The organism is Mesonia profundi, from assembly GCF_031085155.1.
GTDB classification, from domain to species: domain Bacteria; phylum Bacteroidota; class Bacteroidia; order Flavobacteriales; family Flavobacteriaceae; genus Mesonia; species Mesonia profundi.
The window spans coordinates 1-24,705 of record NZ_JAVHUL010000040.1 but is presented as its reverse complement, the minus strand read 5'-3'; the positions used below and the strand labels follow the sequence as shown (position 1 = coordinate 24,705).

Here is a 24,705-nt window from a genome sequence, read left to right as displayed (position 1 = left end):
ATATATCAATAGATTTATATTTAATAGAAACATCAATAACATAAAAATCAGTATTATTTAAAATGCACAACGGGTTATAGAAAATGTTTTCGAGTTGACTTACCTACCAATTCCTGCAGAAGCAGATTATGCAGATTATGAGAATGTAGATTTCTCTGAAGAAGTGGTGGTAGGATATTCTTTAAGAACAGATTATATAGAAGTTCAAACCGATATTATGGTAAACGAAAGTGCCGATTTTTCTTCGGGTACGGGCGGTTCTTTGGCTAGATTCAGTATCGTGAAAGGTTATCTTTATACCGTTACCCAAACTGAAATGCATATTTTTGATATTGTAAATCCAGAAAATGCGGTAGAGGTGAATTCTGAAAATGTAGGTTGGGATATTGAAACCATTTTTAGCTTAGATAATTACCTTTATTTAGGTAGCGCTGGCGGAATGTATATTTATAACATAGACAACGCTACCAATCCAACTTACGTATCAGAAATTAATCACATTATGGGTTGCGATCCCGCGGTTGTTCAGGGTGATATGGCTTATGTAACCATAAGAGGAGGTAATTTATGCGGGCAAAATTTGAGTCAGTTAGAAGTAATTGATATTTCAGATAAAACGAATCCGTTTCGTGCCAACATTTATGAAATGCAAGAGCCTTATGGTTTGGGTATTAAAGATAATTTCTTGTTTGTGTGCGATGGTAGTTTTGGACTAAAAGTTTATGATACGACCAATACGCCGCAGCTTACGTTAATAGATCATTTTGAAAATATAGAAACCTTTGATGTGATTCCGTTAGAAGAAGTCTTGTTAATGGTAGGTGGAAATCGGTTATTTCAGTATAAATATTCAGAAACTGGAATAGAATTGCTGAGCACTTTTAATATGAATTAATTGTGTTTTTTATTTCTTTTGATTCTTTCTTATTTCAATCTTTTCGGAAATTAGAATACTCCGAGATCTGCAGGTGGCACTTTTAAGGCAAATCTGTTCGAAGGCTATGGACTTCATGCATTCTTGCGTTTCTTTAAGGTTTTAGGCCATAAAAATTCTTAATTATTAATGGACTTATTCTTTTCATTAAATTTTATCTTGACTTACTTTTACCCCAACTATTTTCTGAAGTAATTCTTAACGTACTTTGCGTTTTAAAAGAAGATAAGCTTGAATTTGTAGAAATTAAATCTTGAAGAAACTTATACTCATTTTATTAACCTTGGCTCTTGGTATGAAGAGTTACGCACAGGATAAAAAAACTGTAGGTGATAGCATTGCTCAAGATTCTGTCGTTCAAAAGATAAGGGTTCAGGATAGCCTAATTTTATACCAAAATATAAAGAATTATTCCAAGAAGAGAAAGTTTACCAAAATGGTCCATAAATGGATTTTTCGGCATACTAAGCGTAAATCCCGTAATGAAGAAGACCAGCAAAATCTCCCCGATTACATACCTCATGCTGGTAAAGTAATTCGGAATATTGTGATTCGTAGTCACGATCCTTTTGGTTATTCTCCCAATGATACGATGCCCGATCCTCGCAACTGGTTCGAGAAAACAGGTAATAATATTCATGTCAAGACTAATGATGGGACGGTTAAGAAATTTATATTATTTAACGAGGGAGAGACCATAGATACCTTATTAATTCAAGAAACCGCCCGACTTCTAAGGAAGCAAAATTATATTCGTAAAGTGAGGATTATTCCGAAACCCATAGAAGGTTCTAAAGATTCTTTAGATCTGGTGGTTGAGGTTTTAGACTCTTGGAGTCTAATTCCGAAGGGAAGCTTTTCGGGTACCCGAACAAAATTAGGTTTGCGCGAGCGCAATTTTGCAGGAACGGGACACCGCGTGAGTATGAAATACTCTAAGCGTCTTTCCGATGGAAGTACTGGCTTTGAGACTGTATATACGGTTCCTAATATTCAAAACACATTTATAGATATTACAGGGAAATATGCCTTTGATTTAAATCAGTATTATGATCATTTTGTTGCGATCAATCGGGAATTTTATTCTCCATTAGCACGTTGGGCTGGAGGAGCATTTATTCAAGAACGTTTTCTAGGACGGCCCTTTCCTAAGGATAGTTCTGTATATACCAATCAGGATTTTAAATACCTGTACCAAAATTATTGGGGAGCTTACGCTTTTCCGTTATTAAAAGGAAACTCCGAGGAGGAGCGTACGACCAATCTGGTGGTAGGCTTGCGTTCTTTTTTTCTGAATTATAGTGAAGGACCAGCGGTAGCCTATGACAGTATCCGCTATTTTTCAGATGAACGTTTTTATCTAGCCAGTGTTGGTATTTCTTCTAGGCAATTCGTTAAGGATCACTATATTTTTAGAGATGGTGAAACCGAAGATGTGCCTATTGGAACTCTCTTTTCTTTGACGGCAGGTGTTCAAAGAAAAAATCATAAAAATCGTCTTTATTCAGGATTACGAGCCTCTTATGGGGATTATTCTAATTGGGGTTTCTTAAGTGCTAATCTTGAATTAGGGACTTTTTTTAACGGCTCTCGTACAGAGCAAACTACCTTAAGTTTAAAGGGGAATTATTTTAGTAACCTTCTAGACTTGGGGAGAGGGTGGAAAATGCGACAATTTGTAAAACCACAATTAGTTTTGGGATTTAATAGATTAGATTCTGAAATAGATCGCATTGGACTTAATGAAAACCCTTATTTTAAAGGTGTTAACAGTTACGGCTATCTGAATTATGGAAGGAGATATAAGTATATAGATTATGATAACGGCAATATTCATGGCTTTGAAAGTCTGGCAAACGGCACACGAAAATATATGGTTGATCTGCAAACTCAATTCTACTCTCCTTGGAATTTTTGGGGATTCCGTTTTAATCCTTTTGTGCATGCTAGCTTTGGGGTTCTAGAAGGATATGACAATAGTTACGCCAATAATGAAATATTTTCGTCTTTTGGAGCAGGTATAATTATTCGTAATGATTACTTGGTTTTCGATTCTTTTCAGATTTCATTTTCTTATTATCCAACAATGCCGGGAGAAGGAAATAACATTATCAATACCAATAGCTTTAGAAGGGAGGACTTTGGATTTCAAGATTTTCGTTTGGGAGAACCCCAACAAGTAATTTTCGAGTAGGTTTTTTTAATAGCTCGTTACTTTATATTAGGCACTCGTTTTTACCGAGCGCTGTGAAGAATTAATAATTTTTCACTATGATTGCAGCTGCTAATGAGTGAAAAGGTAGGCTTTAAAAAGACTTTCTTAGCATGCTGAAATTTAATGAAGTCAAAAGAAAAAGCTTCATTTTAAAAATTTCATATACTTTTGCAATTCGAAAAACAACTATTATGGCGAAGAATTTAGTGATTGTGGAGTCCCCTGCAAAGGCGAAAACCATCGAAAAGTTTTTAGGAAAAGATTATAAGGTGGAGTCTAGCTTTGGGCATATTGCAGATCTTCCTACCAAAGAATTAGGGGTAGATGTAGAGAAAGATTTTAAACCTAAATATGTAGTCAGTAAGGACAAAAAAGACATTGTTAGGAAATTAAAGAAACTGGCAGATAGCTCTGAGCTGGTTTGGTTGGCAAGTGATGAAGACCGGGAAGGAGAAGCTATTGCTTGGCATTTGGCAGAGGAATTGAAATTGGATAAAAGCAAGACTAGACGTATTGTTTTTCATGAGATTACCAAAAATGCCATACTCAAAGCGATTGAGAATCCTAGAGAAATAGATTATAATTTAGTAAACGCCCAACAAGCAAGACGAATATTAGACCGTTTGGTAGGATATGAGCTTTCTCCTGTATTGTGGAGAAAAGTAAAAGGAGGCTTGTCGGCAGGAAGAGTGCAATCGGTTTCTGTACGATTAATTGTGGAGCGTGAACGCGAAGTACTCGATTTTACAACCGAAGCTTCTTTTAGGATAGATGCTGAATTTTCTACTTCAGATGGAAAAAGTTTTAAGGCTAAAATTCCTAAGAACTTTCCGAGTAAAGAAAAGGCAGAAGCTTTCTTAAAAGAAAATATAGGCGCCAACTTTAAGGTGGCAGATCTTACCAAAAAGCCAGCGAAGAAAAGTCCAGCGCCGCCATTTACCACTTCTACCTTGCAACAAGAAGCAGCAAGGAAATTATATTTTTCGGTGAGTAAAACCATGAATATGGCGCAACGCTTATATGAAGCGGGTCATATCACCTATATGAGAACCGATAGTGTCAACCTTTCCGATGAAGCTAAAAAAGGCGCCGCACACGAAATCAATTCCGCTTACGGAGAGAAATACCTGAATGCGAGAAATTATAAAGGAAAATCTAAAGGGGCTCAAGAAGCGCACGAAGCGATTCGACCTACGCATTTTGAAAACCATAGCGTCCCTGCAGAAAGAGACCAGCAGCGGTTGTATGAATTGATTTGGAAAAGAGCTATTGCTTCACAAATGAGCGATGCGCAATTAGAGCGAACCAATGTGAAGATTGACGCCGATAAGCATACGAAGCAATTTACGGCAAACGGAGAGATACTTAAGTTTGACGGGTTCTTAAAAGTGTACCTAGAAGGAAAAGATGATGAAGAGGAAGAGCAGGCAGGTTTGCTTCCTGCGATGAGTAATGGCGATACGTTAACCAATAATTACATTAATGCAACCGAGCGTTTTACCAGACCGCCATCGCGCTACACCGAAGCTTCTTTGGTGAAAAAGTTGGAAGAGTTAGGAATTGGAAGACCTTCTACTTACGCACCAACCATTTCTACGATTCAAAACCGGAATTATGTAGATAAAGGTTCCGTGGACGGAAAAGAGCGAGAATATTTAAAATTTAAGCTTAAAGCGGATAAGATTGTTGAAAAGACCTTAACGGAAATGGTGGGTAGTGATAAAGGAAAGTTGATTCCAACCGATGTAGGTATGGTAGTGAACGATTTCTTGGTACAACACTTTAGCAATGTGTTGGATTATAATTTTACGGCAAAAGTAGAGCAAGATTTTGATGATATTGCTGAAGGAAATGAGAAGTGGACCGAGATGATGAGTGAGTTTTATAACGAATTTCATCCCACGGTAAAAGATGTCGCCGAAAATGCCGAACGTGAAGTTGGAGAGCGTGTCTTAGGAAAAGATCCTAAAACAGGAAAACCCGTAAGTGCTAGGTTAGGAAAATTTGGACCTATGGTTCAAATAGGAAGCGTAGAGGATGAAGAAAAACCTCAATTTGCTAGCTTAGGGCCAGAACAAACTTTGGGGAATATTACCTATGAGCAGGCGATGGATTTGTTTAAACTTCCAAAAGAAGTAGGAGAATACGAAGGAGAGTTAGTAGAAGTGAATAATGGGCGCTACGGACCTTATGTACGTTACGGAAAAAAATATGTGTCTCTAGATAAAGGAGAAGATCCTTTGGATGTTTCTTTTGATAGAGCGATGGAATTGATTAAAGCCAAAGAAATAGCAGATGCACCCATTTATGAATATGAAGGAATGGGCGTGCAAAAAGGTGTAGGAAGATTTGGGCCTTATTTAAAATGGAACAGCATCTTTATTAATGTTAATAAAAAATATGACTTCGATAATTTATCAGAAGATGATATTGTCGAACTTATAGAGGATAAAAAGAAAAAAGAGCGAGATAAAGTAATTCACAATTGGGAAGACGAGGGGATTCGTGTAGAGAAAGCTCGTTGGGGGCGTTTTAAAGTAACTAAAGGTAAGACGAAGATAGAATTGCCTAAAACGACAGATGCTGCTGCTTTAACGCTTGATGAGGTAAAAGAAATGATTGATAAAAAGGCGCCAAAGAAGAAAGCGACCAAAAAGAAAGCTCCAGCAAAGAAAAAAACTACGACAAAGAAAAAAACGACCACCAAAAAAACTAAAAAGTAAGTATGAATATTGATTTTTTTAAACCCTTAGCTCTCGAAGGCTTCTTAGAATCTTTAGAAAAATCACCTTCCTTATTGGGGAATCAAATCCGAGTCTATATAGAGGGAGAAGGTTTTCCAAATTTAGAACAAGTACAAATAGCCATTTTTGGAGTGGTTGAAAATAGAAAAGATCCCAAGGCTCCTCATGCTTATTTTGACTTTACCGCGATCCGTAAAGAGTTCTATCAGCTACATGCTGGTAATTGGGGCATACAAATCGCCGATTTAGGTGATATTATGTTGGGTGATAGCGTGGAGGATACCTATTTTGCTGTAAAATCGGTAGTTTTCGAGCTGTTAAAACAAAATGTGATTCCTGTTATTCTTGGCGGAAGTCAAGACCTAGCTTATGCACAATATAGAGCCTATGACGACTATGGTTCTATGGTTAATTACGTAAATGTAGATTCTCGATTCGATTTAGGAAATACGGAAGAAGCCATCACTCCCACCTCTTTTGTGGGGAAAATGGTAGTTAATGAGCCTTATAATCTGTTTAATTATTCAAACTTAGGTTATCAAACCTACTTTAACTCCCAGGACGAAATAGGCCTGTTAGAGAAGCTGTATTTTGATGCTTATCGTTTAGGAGAAGTAGCTCAAGATGTTTCTATTGTAGAGCCAGTTTTCCGTAATGCAAATATGGCAACGATAGATATTACTTCTGTAGAAGCAGGAGTGTTAGGGGGTGAGGATTTATTACCTAATGGGTTTAATGGTAGGGAGATATGTGCTATCGCGAGGTATGCAGGAATAAGTGACGAGTTGAGTAGTTTTGGGTTGTATCATCTAGATCATTTGGAGAATCCAAAAAATAGTGCTAAGTTGGTGTCCCAAATTTTATGGTATTTTTTAGAAGGGGTTACTTATAGAAAAAACGAAAATAGCTTAGCTTCTAAAGAAAACTTCTTAAAGTATCAAGTGCCCGTTGATAATGATGTTTTAATTTTCTATAAAAGTAATTTTTCAGGAAGATGGTGGATTGAGATCCCTTATTCCTCGAAATTTAACAATAAATTAGAAGAACATACGTTATTGCCTTGTACATACCAAGATTACGAGGAAGCTTGTAATCAAAACATTCCTGAGCGCTGGTGGAAAGCGAGAAGGAAAAATGAGTTATAAATTTTTAAGGATTTAATCCAAATTTTAACGATTTTTTAAATAAAAAATTGTTTTTTTGAAAATTATTAGATAGGTTTACGCCCTTAAATTTAGATCATCTTAACCTAATATAGTTATGAAGAAAATTTTTTCAATTGTTGCCCTAGTCTCTTTTTTAGCAAGTTGTGGAGGAGGAACTCAAGGTCAATTAGTCGGTGTTAAAGGTAAAAAATGGCATCCAGAGAAGCCTTACGGTATGACTACTGTTCCTGGGGGGTCATTTATCATGGGTAAATCTGACGACGATCTTGCTGGGTTAAGCAATGCACCTACCAAAACGGTTACGGTACGTTCTTTCTATATGGATGAGACTGAAATCACCAATTCTGAATATCGACAGTTTGTAAATTGGACACGTGATTCAATCGTAAGACAACGTTTAGCGGAAGAAGCGGAAATTGCAGGAGGCGGAGACGGTAGTCAAGGCGGTGGAGGTAAAGGTGGATCTATTAATGACTTTGCATTTAAAGGTTCTTCTAGTGAAAATGATGACACGGAAACTCCGTATCAACAATATTCAAAACACTACGATCCAAATAACCAACGTTTAAATTGGAAGCCAGAATTGATTTGGGAAGCAGCAGATTATCCAGATGAGTCTTATGTGTATGTAATGGATGAGATTTATCTTCCTATGGAGCAGTCTTATAATGGGCAGCGTCTTATGGATGTGACTCAATTTAAATATAACTACAAGTATATGGATATCGAAGCGGCTGCAAGGTCTAACGGAGATAGAGCTAGTTTTATTAAAACGGAAGAAGTAGAAGTGTATCCAGATACTACGGTATGGGTTAAGGATTTTAATTATTCTTATAATGAGCCAATGCATAATGATTACTTCTGGCACGCAGCTTATGATGATTATCCTGTAGTAGGAGTTTCTTGGCAACAAGCAAAAGCTTTTTGTGATTGGAGAACGCTTCTTCATAATGGATATAAAGTAGAAAAAGGAAAACAAAGAGTAAGACAGTATAGGTTACCATCTGAAGCGGAATGGGAGTATGCGGCAAGAGGTGGTTTAGAGTCAGCGACTTATCCTTGGGGAGGGCCTTACACTAAAAATGATAGAGGTTGTTTCTTAGCAAATTTTAAGCCTTTGCGTGGAGATTATGCGGCAGATCAAGCTTTGTATACGGTTGAGGCTGAATCCTACGAGCCTAACGATTATAACTTATATAATATGTCTGGTAACGTAGCAGAATGGGTAAACTCATCTTACGACGCTGCATCTTATGAGTACTATTCTTCTATGAACCCTAACGTAAATGATCCAGAAAACGCGCGTAAAGTGGTAAGAGGAGGCTCTTGGAAAGATGTTGCTTATTTCTTACAAGTAAGTTCTCGTGATTATGAGTATGCGGATTCTTCAAGAAGTTACATCGGTTTTAGAACCGTACAAGATTACTCGTCTAATGATTTAGACTTAAACCAACCCCCACAATAAAAATTTTATCTCAAATACAATTAACTTAACTTAAAACAACTAAACTTAACTTTAAAACTTAAATTATGGCAAATTCGAAGAACGGAAAGAAAATTATGAATATGGTGTACGGTCTAGGTGCAGCAATTGTAATCTTAGGAGCATTATTTAAAATTATGCACTGGCCCTTTGGTAACGAAATGTTAATCTTAGGTCTTGTAACTGAAGCCTTAGTGTTTACTGTATCTGCATTTGAACCTGTAGATGATGAATTAGACTGGTCTTTAGTATACCCTGAATTAGCAGGAAGTGCTGCAACAAGATCTATGAAAGGTCAAGCTAATGCAACAGAAGTTGAAGACTCTCTTTCTAAAAAATTAGACTCTATGCTTAAAGAAGCAAAAATTGATGGCGCATTAATGAGTAGCTTAGGAGATAGCATTAAAAACTTTGAAGGTGCTGCAAAAAATATGGGTCCAACTGTTGATTCTATGGCTTCTCAAAAGAAATATAGTGAAGAGATGACTTTAGCAGCTACTCAAATGGAGTCTTTAAATAACTTATATAAAGTACAGGTTGAGTCTGCATCTAAGCAAGCAGAAGTAAATCAAGCTGTTGCAGATAATGCAGTAAAATTAAAAACAGAAATGGAGAGCTTAACTTCAAACTTATCTTCTTTAAACGGAGTATATGGAGGAATGTTAACAGCTATGCGTCCAAGAGCCTAGTTCATATTAATTAATAATACAAAAAATTTAAGATATGGCAGGAGGAAAACAAACCCCAAGGCAGAAGATGATTAACTTGATGTATTTAGTATTCATCGCGATGATGGCTCTAAATATGTCGAAAGAAGTACTTACGGCTTTTGGGATGATTAACGTAAGCTTAGAAGAAGCAAACCAGTATGCTGGAGAAAGTAATCAAGCCTTTATGGCTGGATTAGCTGAAAAAGCAACTGAACAACCGGAGCAATACAAGAAATTGCAAGAAGATGCGCAGAAGGTAGAAGCTATTTCAAGAGATTTGAATAACTATATCGCAAATCTAAAGCAAGGTGCTATAGAATCTGGTGATTATAAGAATGAAGAAGGGCTGTACAATTATGAAAGTATGGATAAAACCGATTACTTTGATGAGCTTTTCTATCAAAGTAAGGTAACTAAAGATGGTCAGGAATTTGTTGATCAGATTGCAGCGTATCGTCAAAAAATGACTGAAATATTGAAAGGTCTTGATGGAAAGCAGTATAGAAGTATTGAAAATACTGTTCAAGATAAATTTAATACAGAAGACGTAGAAACTGCCGAAGGGATTAAAAAACCTTGGATTAACTATAAATTTGTAGGTTTCCCAATCGTTGCTTCGTTGACTAACTTAACGCAAATGCAAAACGATGTCAAAACAGTTGAAAATCAATTGTTATCGGCAATGATGCAAGGTGAGCAGACAAGTCAGTTATCTATGAGTAACTATCAAGCAATTGTTATACCAGATAAGACAGCTTTCTTTAGTGGAGAAAACTTTACAGGTAAAGTAGTATTAGGTCGTTTTGATAACTCATTGAGTTTTGATAAAGTGATTATTAATGATACTGAAATGGATAACCCTGGTACGGGATCCGTAAAGCTTGATTTTGCTGCGGGGAATGTGGGGCAACAAGAAATTAATGGAATGCTTCAATTTAAAGAAGGTGATTCTATTGTAGACTTGCCATTCAACACTTCTTATGCAGTAATTCCTAAGCCTAACTCGGCTGTGATCTCTGCAGATAAAATGAATGTTGTATACCGTGGAGTTAAAAACCCAATGACAATTTCTATTCCTGGAGTGCCTTCAGTGAGTGCAAATGGTCCTGGTTTATCTAGTGCAGGAGGAAACTCTAAGTATGTAATGGATGTAACCAATATCAAAGCGAAAGAAGTGAAAATTAATGTTTCTGGAAAATTACCTGATGGGACTTCTGTTAGCGATAGCAAAGTATTCCGTATTAAGGAAATTCCAAGACCTATTGGTAATGTAGCTGGTAGAGATGCTTCTGGCGGAGCAATTAGAATGCCTAGAAATACTGCAGCTGTAGCACAAGTAAGTGCTAAGTTACCAGACTTCGTATTCGACTTGAGTCTTAATGTAGTAAGTTTTCAATTTCAAGTTCAAGGGAAACCTCCAGTTACTGTGAATGGCAATAAGTTGAACGGAGCTGCGAAAGCTGCGTTAAATGGAGCGCCAAGAGGTGCGGTAGTGACTTTGTTTAATATTAAGGCGAAGATTGCTGGGAATTCTTCTTACACCTTGCCTAATATTTCTCCAGTCTTTCTAGAACTTACAGATTAAAAAATAATTTATGAAAAATAGAAAAATTTATTCTTTGGTAGTTGTGTTTACCTTATGTTTTATAAGTGTAAATGCTCAATCAAACCTTTTAAACGCCAAGACTGTTGATAGCATCGGTATAAAAACCGAAGCTCAAATAAAGAGTGATAACGATGAACCTTTAGAATATGGATATATCGATGATAGGGATATTCTTTGGGCGAAAACGACTTGGGAATATATCGACTTGAACCAAAGAGTAAATTTTCCTTTGTTATTTCCATTACGTGAAACACCTACAAGAAAACCTCTATTTAATGTGATTCAAGAGGCTATTGAGCAAGATAGCGTTAACATCTATAGAGATTCTTACTTTATGAATAAGTTGACTACTGCAGAAATTCAGGATAACTTTAGAATGAAGAGAATTACTGATATTGGTCAGCAACGAATGAATGAAGGTGTGCCTGAAGAAGAATTACAATTAGGTATGGGGGAGATCGTAGAATCTGAACTTAAACCTGAAGATGTGAAAGGTTACCGTATTAAAGGATATTGGTATTTTGATAAAAGACAAGGGGAGCTTAGGTATAGACTTATAGGAATTGCTCCTATGGCATTATCAGCTTCACTAAAAGCAGAACTTCAAGTAGCTTCGCTTAGCGGAACTCAAATGAGCGACGAGCAGCGTAAGGCTTTATCGGAGCCTGTAGAAATGTTTTGGGTATTTTATCCTGAGTTAAGATCTGCTTTGCATAAAGCTAAAGTTTTTAATGCTCAGAATACTTCTCAGCCTATTACTTTTGACCATTTATTGAACTCTAGAAGGTTTGATGCTGTAATTTATAAAGAAGATAACGTATATGGTGATAGAGAAATCGATCAGTATAAAGTGGAAAACTCTTTAATGCAATTGTTAGAATCTAACCGGATTAAGGAAACCATCAGAAACTTTGAATCTGATATGTGGAATTACTAGTATTTTTCATACATAAAAACTATAAAAGCACCTAAATTGGGTGCTTTTTTTATCGCTTAAACTATGTCTAGAACACATTTTGATGCTATTGTAGTTGGTTTTGGTCTTTCGGGATTATCTGTGTCCAAAAGATTAGAGGAGAATAATAAAAAGATATTAATTATTTCTGAAGCGGGATCTAATGCTTCAAAAGTAGCAGGCGGAGTTTTTAATCCTGTCGTGCTTAAGAAATTTAATTTGGCTTGGAACTCTCAAGAGCTTTATGAAAACGCGGTTCCATTTTATCAGCAGCTTCAAGAGCAGTTTCAAGAAAATTTATTTTCTGAAAAGTCGATCCTAAGAATTTTCAAATCCGCTAAAGAACAAAATGATTGGTTTTCGGCATTAGGGAAACCGGTATTGGATTATTTTTTAAGGGAAGATTTAAAATCGAATACCAATCCATCTCTTAACGCTCCTTATAAAATGGGAGTGACCAAACACACAGCCCTTTTAGAAACCTCCAAACTTCTAAAAGCTTATGAACGTTATTTAAAAGAAAAAGATTGGTTTTTAGACGCTTCATTTCAATATAATCAGTTAATTCTAGATAATAATAGGGTTCAGTATAAAGATTATTCCGCCAATCACATTATATTTTGCGAGGGAGCTTCTGTAAATCAAAATCCGTATTTTGAGTTTCTTCCTATTCAGGGAAATAAAGGCGAATACATTACAATAAAGGCAAAGGGATTACAACTTGAGGAGATGGTAAAGGGTAGCTTTTTTATTGTTCCAAAAGGAAATGACATTTATAAATTCGGTGCTACTTACAGTCGGGATTATTGCGATGATTTGCCAAGCCATGATGGCAAAGCCCAATTGGAGCAAAAGTTAAGGCGAATGATTACCTGTGACTTTGAAGTAATAGATCAAGAGGCGGGGATTCGACCAACCGTACCTGATAGAAAACCCATCTTAGGAAAACACCCCAAGCACTCAAATGTATATATTTGTAATGGTTTTGGCAGTAGGGGAATATTATTTGCTCCTACACTTTCTCGACAATTAGTAGCGGCAATATTTTCTGGTAAAGAAATTCCGAAAGAAATTAATGTATCTCGTTTCTATGACGATTTTGATGCGGCATCTTCGTTATAATTAAGAAACATGTTGATCCAAATGTTTCTGGAAAGCCTCATGATGATGGGCATAAATAGAATTAAAACTGCTACAATGGCTAAAAAGGATGCCATTAATCCTGCGCCTAGAAAATAATGGGCAATGATAAAAGTGGCGGTAGAAAAAGCAATTCCTACGGCATAACTTACATACATGGCGCCAAAAAAGAAAGAAGGCTCCATCTTATATTTTGTTTGGCAATGAGAACAACGCTCTTCCATTTCGAAAACTTTTCCTAGTTTGTAGGGATTGCTTTCTTTGTACATGCTTTCTCCATGGCAAACAGGACAATAACCAGTAAAAATACTGTAAACTTTTGATCCCTTAAATAATTCCATAAGCATTGGTATTGCATTGCATTGCAAAAATAAGGATATTTGCAGAATAACCAAGTCACATAAGTTACATTAATGCTAAACATTCATAATTTATCTATCTCCTTTCAAGGAGAATACCTTTTTCAAGAAATCACCTTTCGTTTAGGCGCAGGAGACCGTGTGGGTCTAGTAGGAAAAAATGGTGCGGGAAAGTCAACCTTGTTAAAAGTGCTCGCAAAAGATTTTGAGCCAGATACTGGACAAATTGCTTATGAGAAAGATATTAAAATTGGATTTTTAAGACAAGATATAGATTTTGATGAAGGAAAAACGGTCCTTGACGAGGCGTATCAAGCTTTTAGAGAAATTAAAACTTTAGAATCTCAACTCGAGAAGATTAATCATGCTTTAGCCGAAAGAACCGATTATGAAAGTGATGCTTATCATCAACTCATGATTGATGTAAACGACGTGCAACATCAATATGAAATTTTAGGAGGTTACAACTATCAAGGGGAGACCGAAAGAATTTTGCAGGGTTTAGGGTTTAAACGAGAAGATTTTAATAAGCAAACCGATACTTTCTCTGGAGGATGGCGCATGCGAATCGAGTTAGCCAAATTGTTACTTCAGAATAACGACATTCTACTTTTGGATGAACCTACCAATCACTTGGATATAGAAAGTATCATTTGGTTGGAAGATTTCCTGAAGAATTATTCGGGTTGCGTGGTGATTGTTTCTCACGATAAAATGTTTTTGGATAATGTGACCAATAGAACTATTGAGATTTCTTTGGGAAGCATTTACGACTACAATAAGCCTTATTCTAAATACTTGGTATTAAGAAAAGAACGCAGAGAGCAGCAATTAGCAACGCAAAAAAATCAGCAAAAAGAAATTGAGCATACAGAAAAGTTAATCGAAAAATTTAGAGCTAAAGCCTCCAAAGCGTCGATGGCGCAATCTTTAATCAAGAAGTTGGATAAGATTGACCGCGTAGAAGTAGATGAAGATGACAATAGCGTGATGACTTTAAAGTTTCCGATATCTGTTACTCCGGGGAAAGTGGTGATTGAAGCCAATAAAATCACTAAAAACTATGGTGATAAGCACGTCTTACAAGACATTGATCTGCTGGTAGAAAGAAATACTAAAACTGCTTTTGTAGGACAAAACGGACAAGGGAAATCGACTTTAGCCAAGATAATCGTAGGAGAGATTGCGCATCAAGGGGAGATGAAATTAGGGCATAATGTAAAGATTGCCTATTTCGCTCAAAATCAAGCAGAATATCTTGACGGAAATAAAACCGTTCTCGATACTATGATTGATGAGGCGAATGAAACTAATAGGAGTAAAGTAAGAGATATTTTAGGATCTTTTCTTTTTAGAGGAGACGAGGTAGAGAAATATGTGAAAGTTTTATCTGGAGGGGAAAGAAACCGTTTGGCGCTGGCCAAAATGCTTCTGCAGCCGTTTAATGTTTTGGTAATGGATGAGCCCACCAACCATCTAGATATTCAGTCAAAGAATGTTCTAAAAGAAGCTTTACGGAAGTTTGAAGGAACCTTAATTTTGGTTTCTCACGATAGAGATTTCTTGCAAGGTCTTACCAATAATGTATATGAGTTTAAAAATCATCATATCAAAGAATATTTAGGTGATATAGACGATTATTTGGCAGAGAGAAATGTGGAGAACATGCGGGAAGTAGAGAAGCGAACCGTAATAAAGAAGCAAGAAAGCGCAGCGCCAGAAAAGTCTTCTAAGAAGTCGTATAAGGATCAAAAGAAGTTAAAATCACTTCAGAATAAATTAAGCAATACAGAAGCAAGTATTCATAAGCTTGAAAAAGAGATTAAAAAAATAGATGCAGAGTTAGCTAGTAACTATGAAGAATTAGCCACTCAACCTGAATTTTTCACAAAGTACGAAGCTAAAAAATCAGAATTGGAAAAGTTTATGGAGAAGTGGGAAGTAGTTCAGGAGGATTTAGATCAATTGAGTTAATTAATACCAAATTAAACAGATGATATAGCAATTAAATCGTTTCTTTTATGCTAATTTTTAATTTCAATGAAGCATAAAATAATTCAATTTCTTTTTACGACATTACGTGTTTAAATTGGTATAAAGAATCATTACTTATTATGTTAGAGCACTTTTTTAAATGTCCGCATTGCTGGGAAGAAATATCTATGCTGTTAGATAGATCTGTAAGTCAAACTTACATTGAAGATTGTGAGGTGTGTTGTAATCCCATAGAAATCACGGTAAAATTTGAAGCCGAATATTTAATAGATTTTCGGGCGGAAATATTAGATCAATAAAAAAAGGCGCAAATTTTAATTCGCGCCTTTTTAATGTTGTAAAAGTTCTCTTATCTTCTAAAAAGTCTAGATAATAAAGAAAGAACTAGTAAAACGATAAAGATATAAAAAATTATTTTTGCAATTCCTGCAGCTCCGTCTGCAATTCCTCCGAATCCGAAAAGAGCAGCAACTAAGGCGATAATTAAAAAGATGACAATCCAACGTACCATAATATTTAGTTTTTAGGTTAGTATTTAAGTTTAAATTCTTACTTGTTGATATATTGCTTTTCTATTGGCATTGTTTTTTAAGCAAGTAAACATCAACGCTCCAATAGAATTAAAATGAACTTCTACCACACGAGAATTTGCTGAAAGTAACCTCTTGTCAATCACATTCTTATTTCCGTGTTCAAAATATAAATAAGCTATTTTTTTTGATAATTGATATTTACAGAACTTGCTTTGTAGTGGTTCTTTAGTAAATAACAATAAAATCGATGAGTGACTTTCTTTTTTTGAATAATAATCACATCCTCTAAATAACACTTATTCTCATAATAAAATTCTTTTGCTCTCACTTGTTTTTACTTTAAATTTAAGACACAATTCGCAATTAGTTACTATTTAAAGACGTATTTGTATGGAGTTTAACATAATTAAGGATAATCTTTAAGGAATAGTTAACATTTTGGTTGTTGTAGACTTAATTTAAGTTGGCTTTTTTAAATTAAAGGGAACTTTCTGCCTCTAATGTATCTTTCGCTATACGTTTGAGGTATATTTAGGAATGTTCGTGACCTTTAGTTTCTCAACTGCTTTGCTGAATTTTTGATAATTTTATTTAAGGCAGGAATTGAATTTTTGTTTTATGGTAGTAAGCGGATATTGAATAAGTTAAGTTTAAAACTCATAAAATAATAATTATTTACCCCCTCTTATTTTGTAGAATGAATAAAACAACATATCTTTGCATCACAAATCGCGGGATAGAGCAGTAGGTAGCTCGTCGGGCTCATAACCCGAAGGTCACTGGTTCGAGTCCGGTTCCCGCTACTAGGAACAAAAGCCTTCACAGAAATGTGAAGGCTTTTTTTATAATTATATTTTTTACTTGTTTTAGATCATTTGTGACCTTGATTTTTTCAAAGTTCACTTTAGCAATATTATTAATATCAACAATTTTACGATATCACACTCAACTGATTTATTCTATGGATAAATTTGTGTAACTTTCGCGGAAATAATAATAAGATAAGCGGCTAAATCAAGCTTAGCTTTTGTGTTAAGAAGTAATCATATAATCTAATAATTTAGGCAGATATGAAAGTTAGAAAGAATCCAAAAACCCAACTTTTAAACAAAGGAAAGGTTTTTAAAAACCTCAAAATGTTAGCAGAGGCCAATACGATAGGTCCAAAACATCTATCCGTTGAAGAGTCTGTTCTTGTAATTCTAAAAGGTGAAGCTATTTTAAAAATAGAAAACAAAGAATATACACTAACAGCAGGAGAAACAAAAATAATCCCCGGAGGAATAGAGCATTATCTAGAAATAATAAAAGATACCGAGGCTATACACATAATGCCCGTGACTAATAAAATAGAATTGCTTGCTGATTAAAATCAGAGTTTTTTATCGTTGAACTTATAATTACGGGATAAAACAGATAGCAATCTGGGATTGTAATTTTTTGAGCCTTTCCAAGGAATATTTGTAAAGAACTGATTCAAATAAACACAAAACAAAAATCACTCATAACTCTTACTGAGATTATTTAATAATAAATCGATTATGCGTATTCAATTTTATATTATATCGACTATTTCATTGTTGATATCATTAGCATTAGCCATTTTTTTAAGTTCCAATTGGTATGTTCTTGTTGGAATTGTATTTATCCTTACTGTTTTAGGATATTATGATACTTTTCAAACGCGACATACTGTTATGCGCAATTATCCAGTACTAGGGAGACTTCGCTATGTATTGGAGGACTTACGTCCTAAGATGTACCAGTATTTTATAGAATCAGATATTGACGGTCGCCCATTTAATCGAGTGGATCGTTCTACAGTCTATCAAAGGGCAAAAGGAGTACGCGATACCATTCCTTTTGGAACTCAACTCGACCTTTATGCCGAAGGCTACGAATGGATTTGCCATTCTATTGCACCAAAGGCTTTTGATACTTTAGATCATGATCCGAGAATCATGATAGGTAATAAAGATTGTAAACAACCTTATTCTACTAGTATATTGAATATTTCAGCCATGAGTTTTGGAGCGCTTAGTGCCGCTGCCGTAGAAGCTTTGAATGGAGGAGCCAAAATTGGAAACTTCGCCCATAATACAGGAGAAGGAGGTTTGAGTGATTATCATTTAAAACACGGTGGAGATTTGATTTGGCAAATTGGTACTGCTTATTTTGGTTGCCGTACAGAGGAAGGAAACTTTAATCCAGAACTCTTTGCCGAAAAGTCGAAACATCCTCATGTAAAAATGATTGAACTTAAAATTTCTCAAGGAGCAAAACCAGGACATGGTGGTATTTTACCAGCAGAAAAAAACTCTGAAGAAATCGCTAGAGTTCGTCACATTGAACCACATACAAAAGTAATGTCACCTCCTTACCACTCGGCTTTTGATACGCCAAAGGAAATGATGAAGTTTATTCAAAAATTAAGAGACCTATCTGGAGGAAAACCCGTTGGATTTAAACTGTGTATTGGTTACAAAAGTGAATTTATATCCATCTGTCAAGCTATGGTAGAATTAGATATATACCCTGATTATATTGCTGTAGATGGGGGAGAAGGCGGAACAGGAGCTGCACCACCGGAATTTAGTAATTATGTAGGTGCGCCTTTAATTGACGGTCTAGATTTTGTTCATAATATCCTAAGAGGAATGGGGGTACGTCAGCATATTAAAATTATAGCTTCTGGTAAAATCACTTCTGCTTTTCATATTGCACGTGCGGTTGCTTTGGGAGCTGATGCGTGTTATCAAGCCCGCGGCATGATGTTGTCTTTGGGGTGTATTCAGGCACTATTATGTAACACCAATAAATGTCCCACGGGAATTACAACTCAAGACCCTAAATTAACCGTAGGTTTGGTTCCTGAAGATAAAAAAGTCCGAGTGGCTAGTTATCACGAAAAAACAATTAAAAACTTTGTTGAACTTTTAGGAGCTACCGGTTTAGATGAATCGAAAAACCTTACACGCTCACATATATATCGTCGTGTTTCACTAAATGATATGATTACCTATGAGGAGCTTTTTCCTTCTATAAAGCCAGGATCTATGCTTAACGGAGTAATTCCTGAGAAATATAAGATGGACTTTGCCTTAGCTGATAAAACACGCTGGGGAATCCATCCTGAAGCCGAGGTTTAGATAATTCTGCTTGTTTTTACAAAACGTTTTATTACTGCAAGTTTATTTGTAGATACAGTTAGATTTACTAGGGACTCTAGTTCGTTTTTGCTATTAATTACTAAAGCCTCCATAGATATATGGAGGCTTTAGTAATTATGATACCTTTCTACAGTTTTTGAAGTTGATTCATTCTGTGGCTGTTTTAAAAAAACCACTTCATTTCCTTAATACCTAGGAGATTTATTTTTTCAAGGTCCGCTCGTGCCGTCCTAATGAATTTGTCTAGTTACAAAGACAGTCTTGTCTAAAAAATATTTATTTAAACAAGGGGATTATTTCGCAGGGGTAATCATAATATGGGAGCGATGCGTGTTGGCCTCCATTAACCACGGCATTCCTGGAGCTTGAGGCTTGGTAGGCAATCCTGTAGATTCTCCCGTCATATAAGGCTTGTAGAGAACATAACGAATCATTCCATTTTTTAACTCTCCTGTTTTTGGGTTGAAATCCTTTTCTTCACCTACAAGTACATAAAGCATGGCAGGTTCTGATGGCATTTTTAAGGTGCCCGCATCAATTTCTTTTTTTCTGATTTCTTTCTTTTCCTCCACTTTCCCTTGAGCAGCTAATTCTCTGCCACGAGCCATAAAGGGCTCTAAGTCTTTGGCGTAACACGCTACATTTATTCCATCTTTTTTTGGATCATCGGCGAGGCATATTATTTTATTGTTTCCTTCACGAAGTGTGATCATTTCTCCGTCCTTATTGTAACCCAGCACTGTTGCGTTCTCTTTATATATTTTAGGAGCGGCTAAAACTGCGGTTTTTATCTGTATATCTTTGGGTGAAATTTTATTCTGACAAAAGGCGGTTAGCGTTCCGAAAGTAAATAAAACAACGAGTACTTTTTTCATAATATGTTTTTTTTGAAGCTTAACTTGGAAGTTACAAAATATAAAGAACTAAAAATAATGCAGTTATGAAAAATGTATACGAAATCTATACTTTTAAAAGTCGGGAGGAGTGCATTTCGTCCGTAAATGAAGAAATCATCCACTCCTTCAGGTGGTGTTTTTGTATTTTAGATAAGTTTTTTAAAATGAAAACAGTCAAGATATCTTGGTAATCTTTTACTGAAATGATTTCCATTCCCAAATGCTTAATTTGATCAAAATCATTTTCTGTGGGTACTGTGAAATAGTTTCCTTGTTGAAGATTTTGTTCTTGAGTTTCCAAGGAACCGTCACGTTCCATTTTTTTCAGGCTTTTAATAATAAGATCTGTTCCCAATGGGTAAAGTTGAACAATATGCCCAAAAAGTGATTTACTTCGATTAATCTCAAGTTTCGCAATTTCGATTATTTCTCCAGTATCAATTCCGCTATTTGGAATCGTGTGAAGGGTGCATCCAATTGTGTCTTTCTCCTGCTTAATTGCATGCAAGGTTCCCATAATTCCTCTATAATCTGGTAGAATCGCAGAATGTAGGTTGAGTAAACCCTTTGTGGGCACTTGGCTAATTTCGTTTTTAAAAATTTTTCCGAAACGAATGGAAATAAATAAATCAGGATTAAAATCTTCCATTTCCTGAATAAACTCTTTAGAATTGATATTAGCGCATTTTTCAATAGGAAATGAGCTAAAATTTTGATCAAAAAATTCAAATGAGCTTTCCATTTTATTTTTACTTATGAATTCAGGGAGTTCATTAAAAAAGAATTCTTTTTCAAAATATTCTAGCGCTAATAAATCAGAAGGTTTGTTTTTAGGGTTTCCAACGCTGTCAGAATAATAGATTCGAACCTTGTGCTTTAAAAGTTCAGGCTTAAGTAAATTATAAGAAATATTAGCTTCAAGATCTTTGTTAAGGAATAGTACTAGGTTCATTTTTCTGTGGGGATTTTTTTAAAATAATTTTTTCTTGAGAACCGTATAAATAGGAGTTCTGAGAACTCGGAATTCTGCTAACATCAGGTCAAAGATACGCAAAATTTAAAATCAGAACAGTCAACACTAAGTGTTATATAAAGTGTCTTGTAATGGTGTTTCCAGTTTATTCAAAGCTAAACAATTAATCTTAAAACACCTTGATAGTACTGGCCTGAGAAGAAGCGTTTTTTGATGTTCGTATAAAAGTATTGGGTTTTTAATTTGAGAATACTCAAGAAGGGCTTAATGGAAATAAGATGAGTTTTATCTTTAAATTTTGCTTTATAAAGAATTCTCAATTTTTTTAAGTTGCGTTTCTATTTTATGTCAAAAACCACTTAGATAGTTGCTTCTTTAACGTAATTAATTTGAATGTATTAGTCTTAAGTTGTGAAACAATAATATTAATAGTATGTTTATCTCGGAATAATGCCGAATATCCATATCGAATTCTTCTTGATAAAAATAGTAAGCCAACTTAAAACCATTTTAGTATGAAAATTAATACTTATTTTTTACCCTTTAAACTCCAAGCGGTGCGCAAGAACCTGCTACTGACTTTGGCTGTCTTCGGACTTGTCTTTTCTTGGCAGACACAGGCACAGACCGGCGATACTTGTGACGATCCCATAGAAATTTCAGCATTACCTTTTAATGATTCTGGGAACACATCAGACTATGGGAGTAATTATACTGGAGGTGATATCCCTCCCGTGGGTCCTAATACAGGTCACTTTGACGGGACAGGCGCTATTTATTACCTGGATGGGGATGAAGCTGTTTATGCCTTCACCTCTAATGGTAATGGTACTATAGATATTGAAACTGTTAATGATGAAGGTTGGAATAGTCTTTATGTTTTTACGGGTTGTCCTTTTAGTTTAACATTAGGCTACAATACCTCCACTACAGGTACGGATCGCGAAATTATTGGTTTGCCAGTTTCTACGGGAGAAACCTATTATATTGTTGTCTCCAACTGGAATGATGGTGGGCAAGATTACACCATTGACATTACAGGCGATATTACAATACCTGAGGAATGCGAAGGAACTCCTTCTGCTGGAACCCCTGATGATCTTGAGATGAGTGTTTGTGAAGGAAATGAATTTGATCTCAGCGTTTTGGGTGCATCCGAAATAGCTCTTGGACAAGATAGAATCTGGCAATCTTCTGCCTCTGGTGATAACAACTGGGTAGATATTGATGGAGCTACTGCTCCTAGTTATACCGTTGATAGCGGTATTGCAGAGTCTACAGATTACCGCTATAAAATTACTTGTAATAATACTAATGAAACAGATACTTCAGATGTGATTACAGTTACTTTAAAGCTACCGAATCAGTGTTATTGTGATGATGCAACAAGCACTAATGTTGAACCAATAACTAGTGTTATTTTTGCAGGAATAGATAACTCTTCACCTGCATCAACAAGTAGTGATGGTTATGAAGATTTTACTGATATAGTAGCCGAAGTAGAAGTAAATGAAACCTATGTTTTTTCTGCAGAAGGAAACACCAATGGAAATTATGAGGCCTACTTCACCGTTTGGATTGATTGGAACCAAAATGGTTTGTTTGAAACAGCAGAAATGTATGAAATAGATGGTTTTATCGAAAATTCTGATGGAACAGACGGCCAACAAGTAACGGGAGATATTGTTGTGCCAAGCAGTGCAGTTTTGGGAGAAACTGTTATGAGAATAAGAAAAAGATACAGTATGCATCAAACCGATCCTTGTGGATCCTATACATTTGGACAAACAGAAGACTACGCTGTTAATGTTAGCGCAGGTGATCCTATAACTTGTCAAGAGCCAAGTGATTTGACTGTAGCTGATATTACCGAAACTACAGTTAATGTATCTTGGACTGAAGGCGGAAGTGAAACTGAATGGGATGTTGTTTATGGTGCTCCTGGATTTGATCCAGAAGTAGACGGAACAATGATGACCACTACGGACAATCCTACAGCCTTAACCGATCTTGATGCAGGAACAGAGTACGAAGTTTACGTTCGTGCGATTTGTGAAGCAGATGATCAAAGTGATTTCAATGGTCCTGTTGCTTTCATGACTTTGGAAATGCTTTGTGATATGCCAAGTGATCTTGTTGTCGCTGAGGTTACCGATACCACTGCTGATGTATCTTGGACTCAGGTTGGAAATGAAACTGAATGGGAAATTGTTTATGGTGCTCCTGGATTTGATCCAGAAACCGAAGGAACAACAATTACCACTCAAGACAATCCTACCACTTTAATGAATCTTGATCCAGAGACAGATTATGAGGTGTATGTGATTGCGATTTGTGCAGACGGAAATTCAGAACCTTTAGGTCCTGAAGCTTTTACAACAGAGATACTTTCTGTGAATACTCAAGTTTTTGAAAACTTATCTTTCTATCCAAATCCTGTGAAAAATCAATTGACATTGAAAGCAGGAAAGCAGATTGAAAACGTAGAAATTTATAACTTGCTAGGTCAAAATGTTTTAAGGAACATGCCAAATTCATTGGAAGCGCAATTAAATACAGATCATTTACAGGCCGGTGTTTATTTAATGAAAGTGACTATTCATAAGAGCACTAAGACGTTTAAGATTGTTAAAAATTAATCTATAAAGAAAACTTTTTTTAAGAATGATTAAAGCCGCTCAAATTTTGAGCGGTTTTTTTTTTGGTTGCGTTTTATGGTTTTGTGACTAGCTTTTTTGGAGTAGTTGGTTTATTTGGTTACTTTGAATCAACAATCAAATTCCTAATTTAAAACATATAATCATGATTAAAAATTCACTCTTTATTTTATTGATGTTCTTTACTTTTGAAGGCTATGCGCAAATAGTTTTTGAAGATAATTTTGACGACGAAACTACGTGTGAAAATTGGACTTTAGGCGATTTAGACGAAGATGGAGAATTATGGGAATTCGCAGATGCAGAAACTCAGGACGTCGAATCTTTTCAAGGTGGTTTTGTTTGGTCATTTTCTTGGTATTTTGATGTGTTTACACCAGATAATACCTTAACCAGTCCCAATATTTCTTTGCCAGCAGATACGGGTTTAGAATTAAGCTTTAAAATTGCTGCCTATGAAGATGAAGAGCTTTTTCAAGAACATTACGCGGTGTATGTTATTCCTGCGGAAGAAAGCTTTACCGGTACAGAAGACCCTGTTTTTGAAGAAACCTTAGATGCAGATTATTACAATCCACCAAAAACCGTAAATGTAGATATTTCTTCGTTTGCAGGAGAAGAGGTTAAGTTGGTGTTTAGACATTATGATTGTACAGATATTTTTTACTTAAGTATGGATGATGTTAAAATAGAAGAAACCGAATTAAGTGTAGATGGGTACACTCAAAAAAGTATAAAAATTTATCCTAATCCAACCTCAGATTTGCTAACTATTCAAGGACTTGAAAATGTGGAAAGAATACGAATTTTTAATCTTCAAGGAAAGTTGATGAAAGAGGTAAATGCTTCCGAAGTAAATATAGCGCAGCTTCAGGCAGGAGTTTATATTGCTAATTTCTATACAGACACTCAGGTGTATTCCCGAAAAGTGCTTAAAAAATAATTTTTAAAATTATAAATAAAAAAAGGCTGCCTATAAATAGACAGCCTTTTCACAAACAAAACGAACCAAAACTTAGTTTGAGCCAATGTTTCCTTGTGCCAATAAAGTTCCTAATTCTGTAGCGCTTAAGTGTACATTAATATAACCATTACCCGTTGTGCATTTTAAATAATACTGATTTTTATGTTATTGATGTTTCTATTAAATATAAATCTATTGATATATT

19 protein-coding genes and 1 tRNA gene are annotated in these 24,705 nt (G+C 35.5%); 16 read left to right on the top strand and 4 right to left on the bottom strand.

Features of this window, described 5'->3' with window-relative positions; all coding sequences use genetic code 11:
• Window positions 1-94: 94 nt before the first annotated feature.
• The 9 genes from RBU60_RS12410 (at window position 95) to RBU60_RS12370 (ending at window position 12,935) form a co-directional block, all read left to right on the top strand.
• Window positions 95-895 carry an LVIVD repeat-containing protein gene (locus RBU60_RS12410; protein ID WP_308865373.1) on the top strand — a complete coding sequence of 267 codons (801 nt, stop codon included), beginning with the start codon at window positions 95-97 and terminating at the stop codon, window positions 893-895.
• 292 nt (window positions 896-1,187) lie between these two features.
• Window positions 1,188-3,128, top strand: a complete 1,941-nt coding sequence (locus RBU60_RS12405; RefSeq protein WP_308865372.1) for a BamA/TamA family outer membrane protein — start codon at window positions 1,188-1,190, stop codon at window positions 3,126-3,128.
• A 212-nt stretch (window positions 3,129-3,340) separates the two neighbouring features.
• A complete protein-coding gene (gene topA, locus RBU60_RS12400) occupies window positions 3,341-5,872 on the top strand; it encodes a type I DNA topoisomerase (RefSeq protein WP_308865371.1) in 2,532 nt (843 codons plus the stop codon).
• A gap of 2 nt (window positions 5,873-5,874) precedes the next feature.
• The gene (locus RBU60_RS12395; RefSeq protein WP_308865370.1) at window positions 5,875-7,038 is read left to right on the top strand and encodes a formimidoylglutamase; all 1,164 of its coding nucleotides are present in this window, start codon (window positions 5,875-5,877) and stop codon (window positions 7,036-7,038) included.
• 115 nt (window positions 7,039-7,153) lie between these two features.
• Window positions 7,154-8,524 (top strand): T9SS ring complex lipoprotein PorK/GldK, encoded by a 1,371-nt coding sequence (porK, locus tag RBU60_RS12390; RefSeq protein ID WP_308865369.1) that lies wholly within the window; start codon window positions 7,154-7,156, stop codon window positions 8,522-8,524.
• 65 nt (window positions 8,525-8,589) lie between these two features.
• Window positions 8,590-9,231 (top strand): type IX secretion system motor protein PorL/GldL, encoded by a 642-nt coding sequence (gene porL / locus RBU60_RS12385; RefSeq protein ID WP_308865368.1) that lies wholly within the window; start codon window positions 8,590-8,592, stop codon window positions 9,229-9,231.
• A 34-nt stretch (window positions 9,232-9,265) separates the two neighbouring features.
• Window positions 9,266-10,837 carry a type IX secretion system motor protein PorM/GldM gene (gene porM / locus RBU60_RS12380; protein ID WP_308865367.1) on the top strand — a complete coding sequence of 524 codons (1,572 nt, stop codon included), beginning with the start codon at window positions 9,266-9,268 and terminating at the stop codon, window positions 10,835-10,837.
• Window positions 10,838-10,847: 10 nt separating this feature from the next.
• Window positions 10,848-11,795 (top strand): type IX secretion system ring subunit PorN/GldN, encoded by a 948-nt coding sequence (porN, locus tag RBU60_RS12375; protein ID WP_308865366.1) that lies wholly within the window; start codon window positions 10,848-10,850, stop codon window positions 11,793-11,795.
• Between the two features lie 63 nt (window positions 11,796-11,858).
• The gene (locus tag RBU60_RS12370) at window positions 11,859-12,935 is read left to right on the top strand and encodes an NAD(P)/FAD-dependent oxidoreductase (RefSeq protein WP_308865365.1); all 1,077 of its coding nucleotides are present in this window, start codon (window positions 11,859-11,861) and stop codon (window positions 12,933-12,935) included.
• Here the strand turns inward: RBU60_RS12370 and RBU60_RS12365 are convergent.
• Window positions 12,902-13,294 (bottom strand): DUF983 domain-containing protein, encoded by a 393-nt coding sequence (locus RBU60_RS12365; protein ID WP_308865364.1) that lies wholly within the window; start codon window positions 13,292-13,294, stop codon window positions 12,902-12,904. The genes RBU60_RS12370 and RBU60_RS12365 overlap by 34 nt on opposite strands.
• Before the next feature lie 72 nt (window positions 13,295-13,366).
• On the opposite strand from RBU60_RS12365, the gene RBU60_RS12360 reads away from it, so the two are divergent.
• Both RBU60_RS12360 and RBU60_RS12355 read left to right on the top strand, forming a co-directional pair.
• Window positions 13,367-15,286 (top strand): ABC-F family ATP-binding cassette domain-containing protein, encoded by a 1,920-nt coding sequence (locus tag RBU60_RS12360; protein WP_308865363.1) that lies wholly within the window; start codon window positions 13,367-13,369, stop codon window positions 15,284-15,286.
• 140 nt (window positions 15,287-15,426) lie between these two features.
• The gene (locus RBU60_RS12355) at window positions 15,427-15,606 is read left to right on the top strand and encodes a CPXCG motif-containing cysteine-rich protein (protein WP_308865362.1); all 180 of its coding nucleotides are present in this window, start codon (window positions 15,427-15,429) and stop codon (window positions 15,604-15,606) included.
• A 50-nt stretch (window positions 15,607-15,656) separates the two neighbouring features.
• Here the strand turns inward: RBU60_RS12355 and RBU60_RS12350 are convergent, their stop codons facing one another.
• Window positions 15,657-15,818, bottom strand: a complete 162-nt coding sequence (locus RBU60_RS12350) for a DUF1328 domain-containing protein (protein ID WP_308865361.1) — start codon at window positions 15,816-15,818, stop codon at window positions 15,657-15,659.
• Window positions 15,819-16,570: 752 nt separating this feature from the next.
• Between RBU60_RS12350 and RBU60_RS12345 the strand changes: the two genes are divergently transcribed.
• From RBU60_RS12345 to RBU60_RS12335, 3 genes are all read left to right on the top strand, one after another.
• Window positions 16,571-16,643: transfer RNA gene (locus RBU60_RS12345), tRNA-Met, on the top strand.
• 267 nt (window positions 16,644-16,910) lie between these two features.
• Entirely contained in the window at window positions 16,911-17,210 is a 300-nt protein-coding gene (locus RBU60_RS12340; RefSeq protein WP_308865360.1) for a cupin domain-containing protein, read from the top strand.
• A gap of 171 nt (window positions 17,211-17,381) precedes the next feature.
• Window positions 17,382-18,989 carry an FMN-binding glutamate synthase family protein gene (locus RBU60_RS12335; protein WP_308865359.1) on the top strand — a complete coding sequence of 536 codons (1,608 nt, stop codon included), beginning with the start codon at window positions 17,382-17,384 and terminating at the stop codon, window positions 18,987-18,989.
• Window positions 18,990-19,303: 314 nt separating this feature from the next.
• On the opposite strand, the gene RBU60_RS12330 is transcribed toward RBU60_RS12335, so the two are convergent.
• Window positions 19,304-19,885, bottom strand: a complete 582-nt coding sequence (locus tag RBU60_RS12330; RefSeq protein ID WP_308865358.1) for a hypothetical protein — start codon at window positions 19,883-19,885, stop codon at window positions 19,304-19,306.
• A gap of 85 nt (window positions 19,886-19,970) precedes the next feature.
• Window positions 19,971-20,858: a formyltransferase family protein gene (locus RBU60_RS12325; protein WP_308865357.1), complete on the bottom strand. Its 888-nt coding sequence runs from the start codon at window positions 20,856-20,858 to the stop codon at window positions 19,971-19,973.
• A gap of 536 nt (window positions 20,859-21,394) precedes the next feature.
• Between RBU60_RS12325 and RBU60_RS12320 the strand changes: the two genes are divergently transcribed.
• Both RBU60_RS12320 and RBU60_RS12315 read left to right on the top strand, forming a co-directional pair.
• A complete protein-coding gene (locus tag RBU60_RS12320; RefSeq protein ID WP_308865356.1) occupies window positions 21,395-23,518 on the top strand; it encodes a fibronectin type III domain-containing protein in 2,124 nt (707 codons plus the stop codon).
• A 163-nt stretch (window positions 23,519-23,681) separates the two neighbouring features.
• On the top strand, window positions 23,682-24,479 hold the full coding sequence (locus tag RBU60_RS12315) for a T9SS-dependent choice-of-anchor J family protein (RefSeq protein WP_308865355.1): 798 nt from the start codon (window positions 23,682-23,684) through the stop codon (window positions 24,477-24,479).
• Window positions 24,480-24,705: the final 226 nt, after the last annotated feature.

Coding starts and splice junctions, on each gene's coding strand:
- topA (WP_308865371.1), top strand. CDS start 3,341: ATGGCGAAGAATTTAGTGATTGTGGAGTCCCCTGCAAAGGCGAAAACC.
- RBU60_RS12395 (WP_308865370.1), top strand. CDS start 5,875: ATGAATATTGATTTTTTTAAACCCTTAGCTCTCGAAGGCTTCTTAGAA.
- porK (WP_308865369.1), top strand. CDS start 7,154: ATGAAGAAAATTTTTTCAATTGTTGCCCTAGTCTCTTTTTTAGCAAGT.
- porL (WP_308865368.1), top strand. CDS start 8,590: ATGGCAAATTCGAAGAACGGAAAGAAAATTATGAATATGGTGTACGGT.
- porM (WP_308865367.1), top strand. CDS start 9,266: ATGGCAGGAGGAAAACAAACCCCAAGGCAGAAGATGATTAACTTGATG.
- porN (WP_308865366.1), top strand. CDS start 10,848: ATGAAAAATAGAAAAATTTATTCTTTGGTAGTTGTGTTTACCTTATGT.
- RBU60_RS12370 (WP_308865365.1), top strand. CDS start 11,859: ATGTCTAGAACACATTTTGATGCTATTGTAGTTGGTTTTGGTCTTTCG.
- RBU60_RS12365 (WP_308865364.1), bottom strand. CDS start 13,294: ATGGAATTATTTAAGGGATCAAAAGTTTACAGTATTTTTACTGGTTAT.
- RBU60_RS12360 (WP_308865363.1), top strand. CDS start 13,367: ATGCTAAACATTCATAATTTATCTATCTCCTTTCAAGGAGAATACCTT.
- RBU60_RS12355 (WP_308865362.1), top strand. CDS start 15,427: ATGTTAGAGCACTTTTTTAAATGTCCGCATTGCTGGGAAGAAATATCT.
- RBU60_RS12350 (WP_308865361.1), bottom strand. CDS start 15,818: ATGGTACGTTGGATTGTCATCTTTTTAATTATCGCCTTAGTTGCTGCT.
- RBU60_RS12340 (WP_308865360.1), top strand. CDS start 16,911: ATGAAAGTTAGAAAGAATCCAAAAACCCAACTTTTAAACAAAGGAAAG.
- RBU60_RS12335 (WP_308865359.1), top strand. CDS start 17,382: ATGCGTATTCAATTTTATATTATATCGACTATTTCATTGTTGATATCA.
- RBU60_RS12330 (WP_308865358.1), bottom strand. CDS start 19,885: ATGAAAAAAGTACTCGTTGTTTTATTTACTTTCGGAACGCTAACCGCC.
- RBU60_RS12325 (WP_308865357.1), bottom strand. CDS start 20,858: ATGAACCTAGTACTATTCCTTAACAAAGATCTTGAAGCTAATATTTCT.
- RBU60_RS12320 (WP_308865356.1), top strand. CDS start 21,395: ATGAAAATTAATACTTATTTTTTACCCTTTAAACTCCAAGCGGTGCGC.
- RBU60_RS12315 (WP_308865355.1), top strand. CDS start 23,682: ATGATTAAAAATTCACTCTTTATTTTATTGATGTTCTTTACTTTTGAA.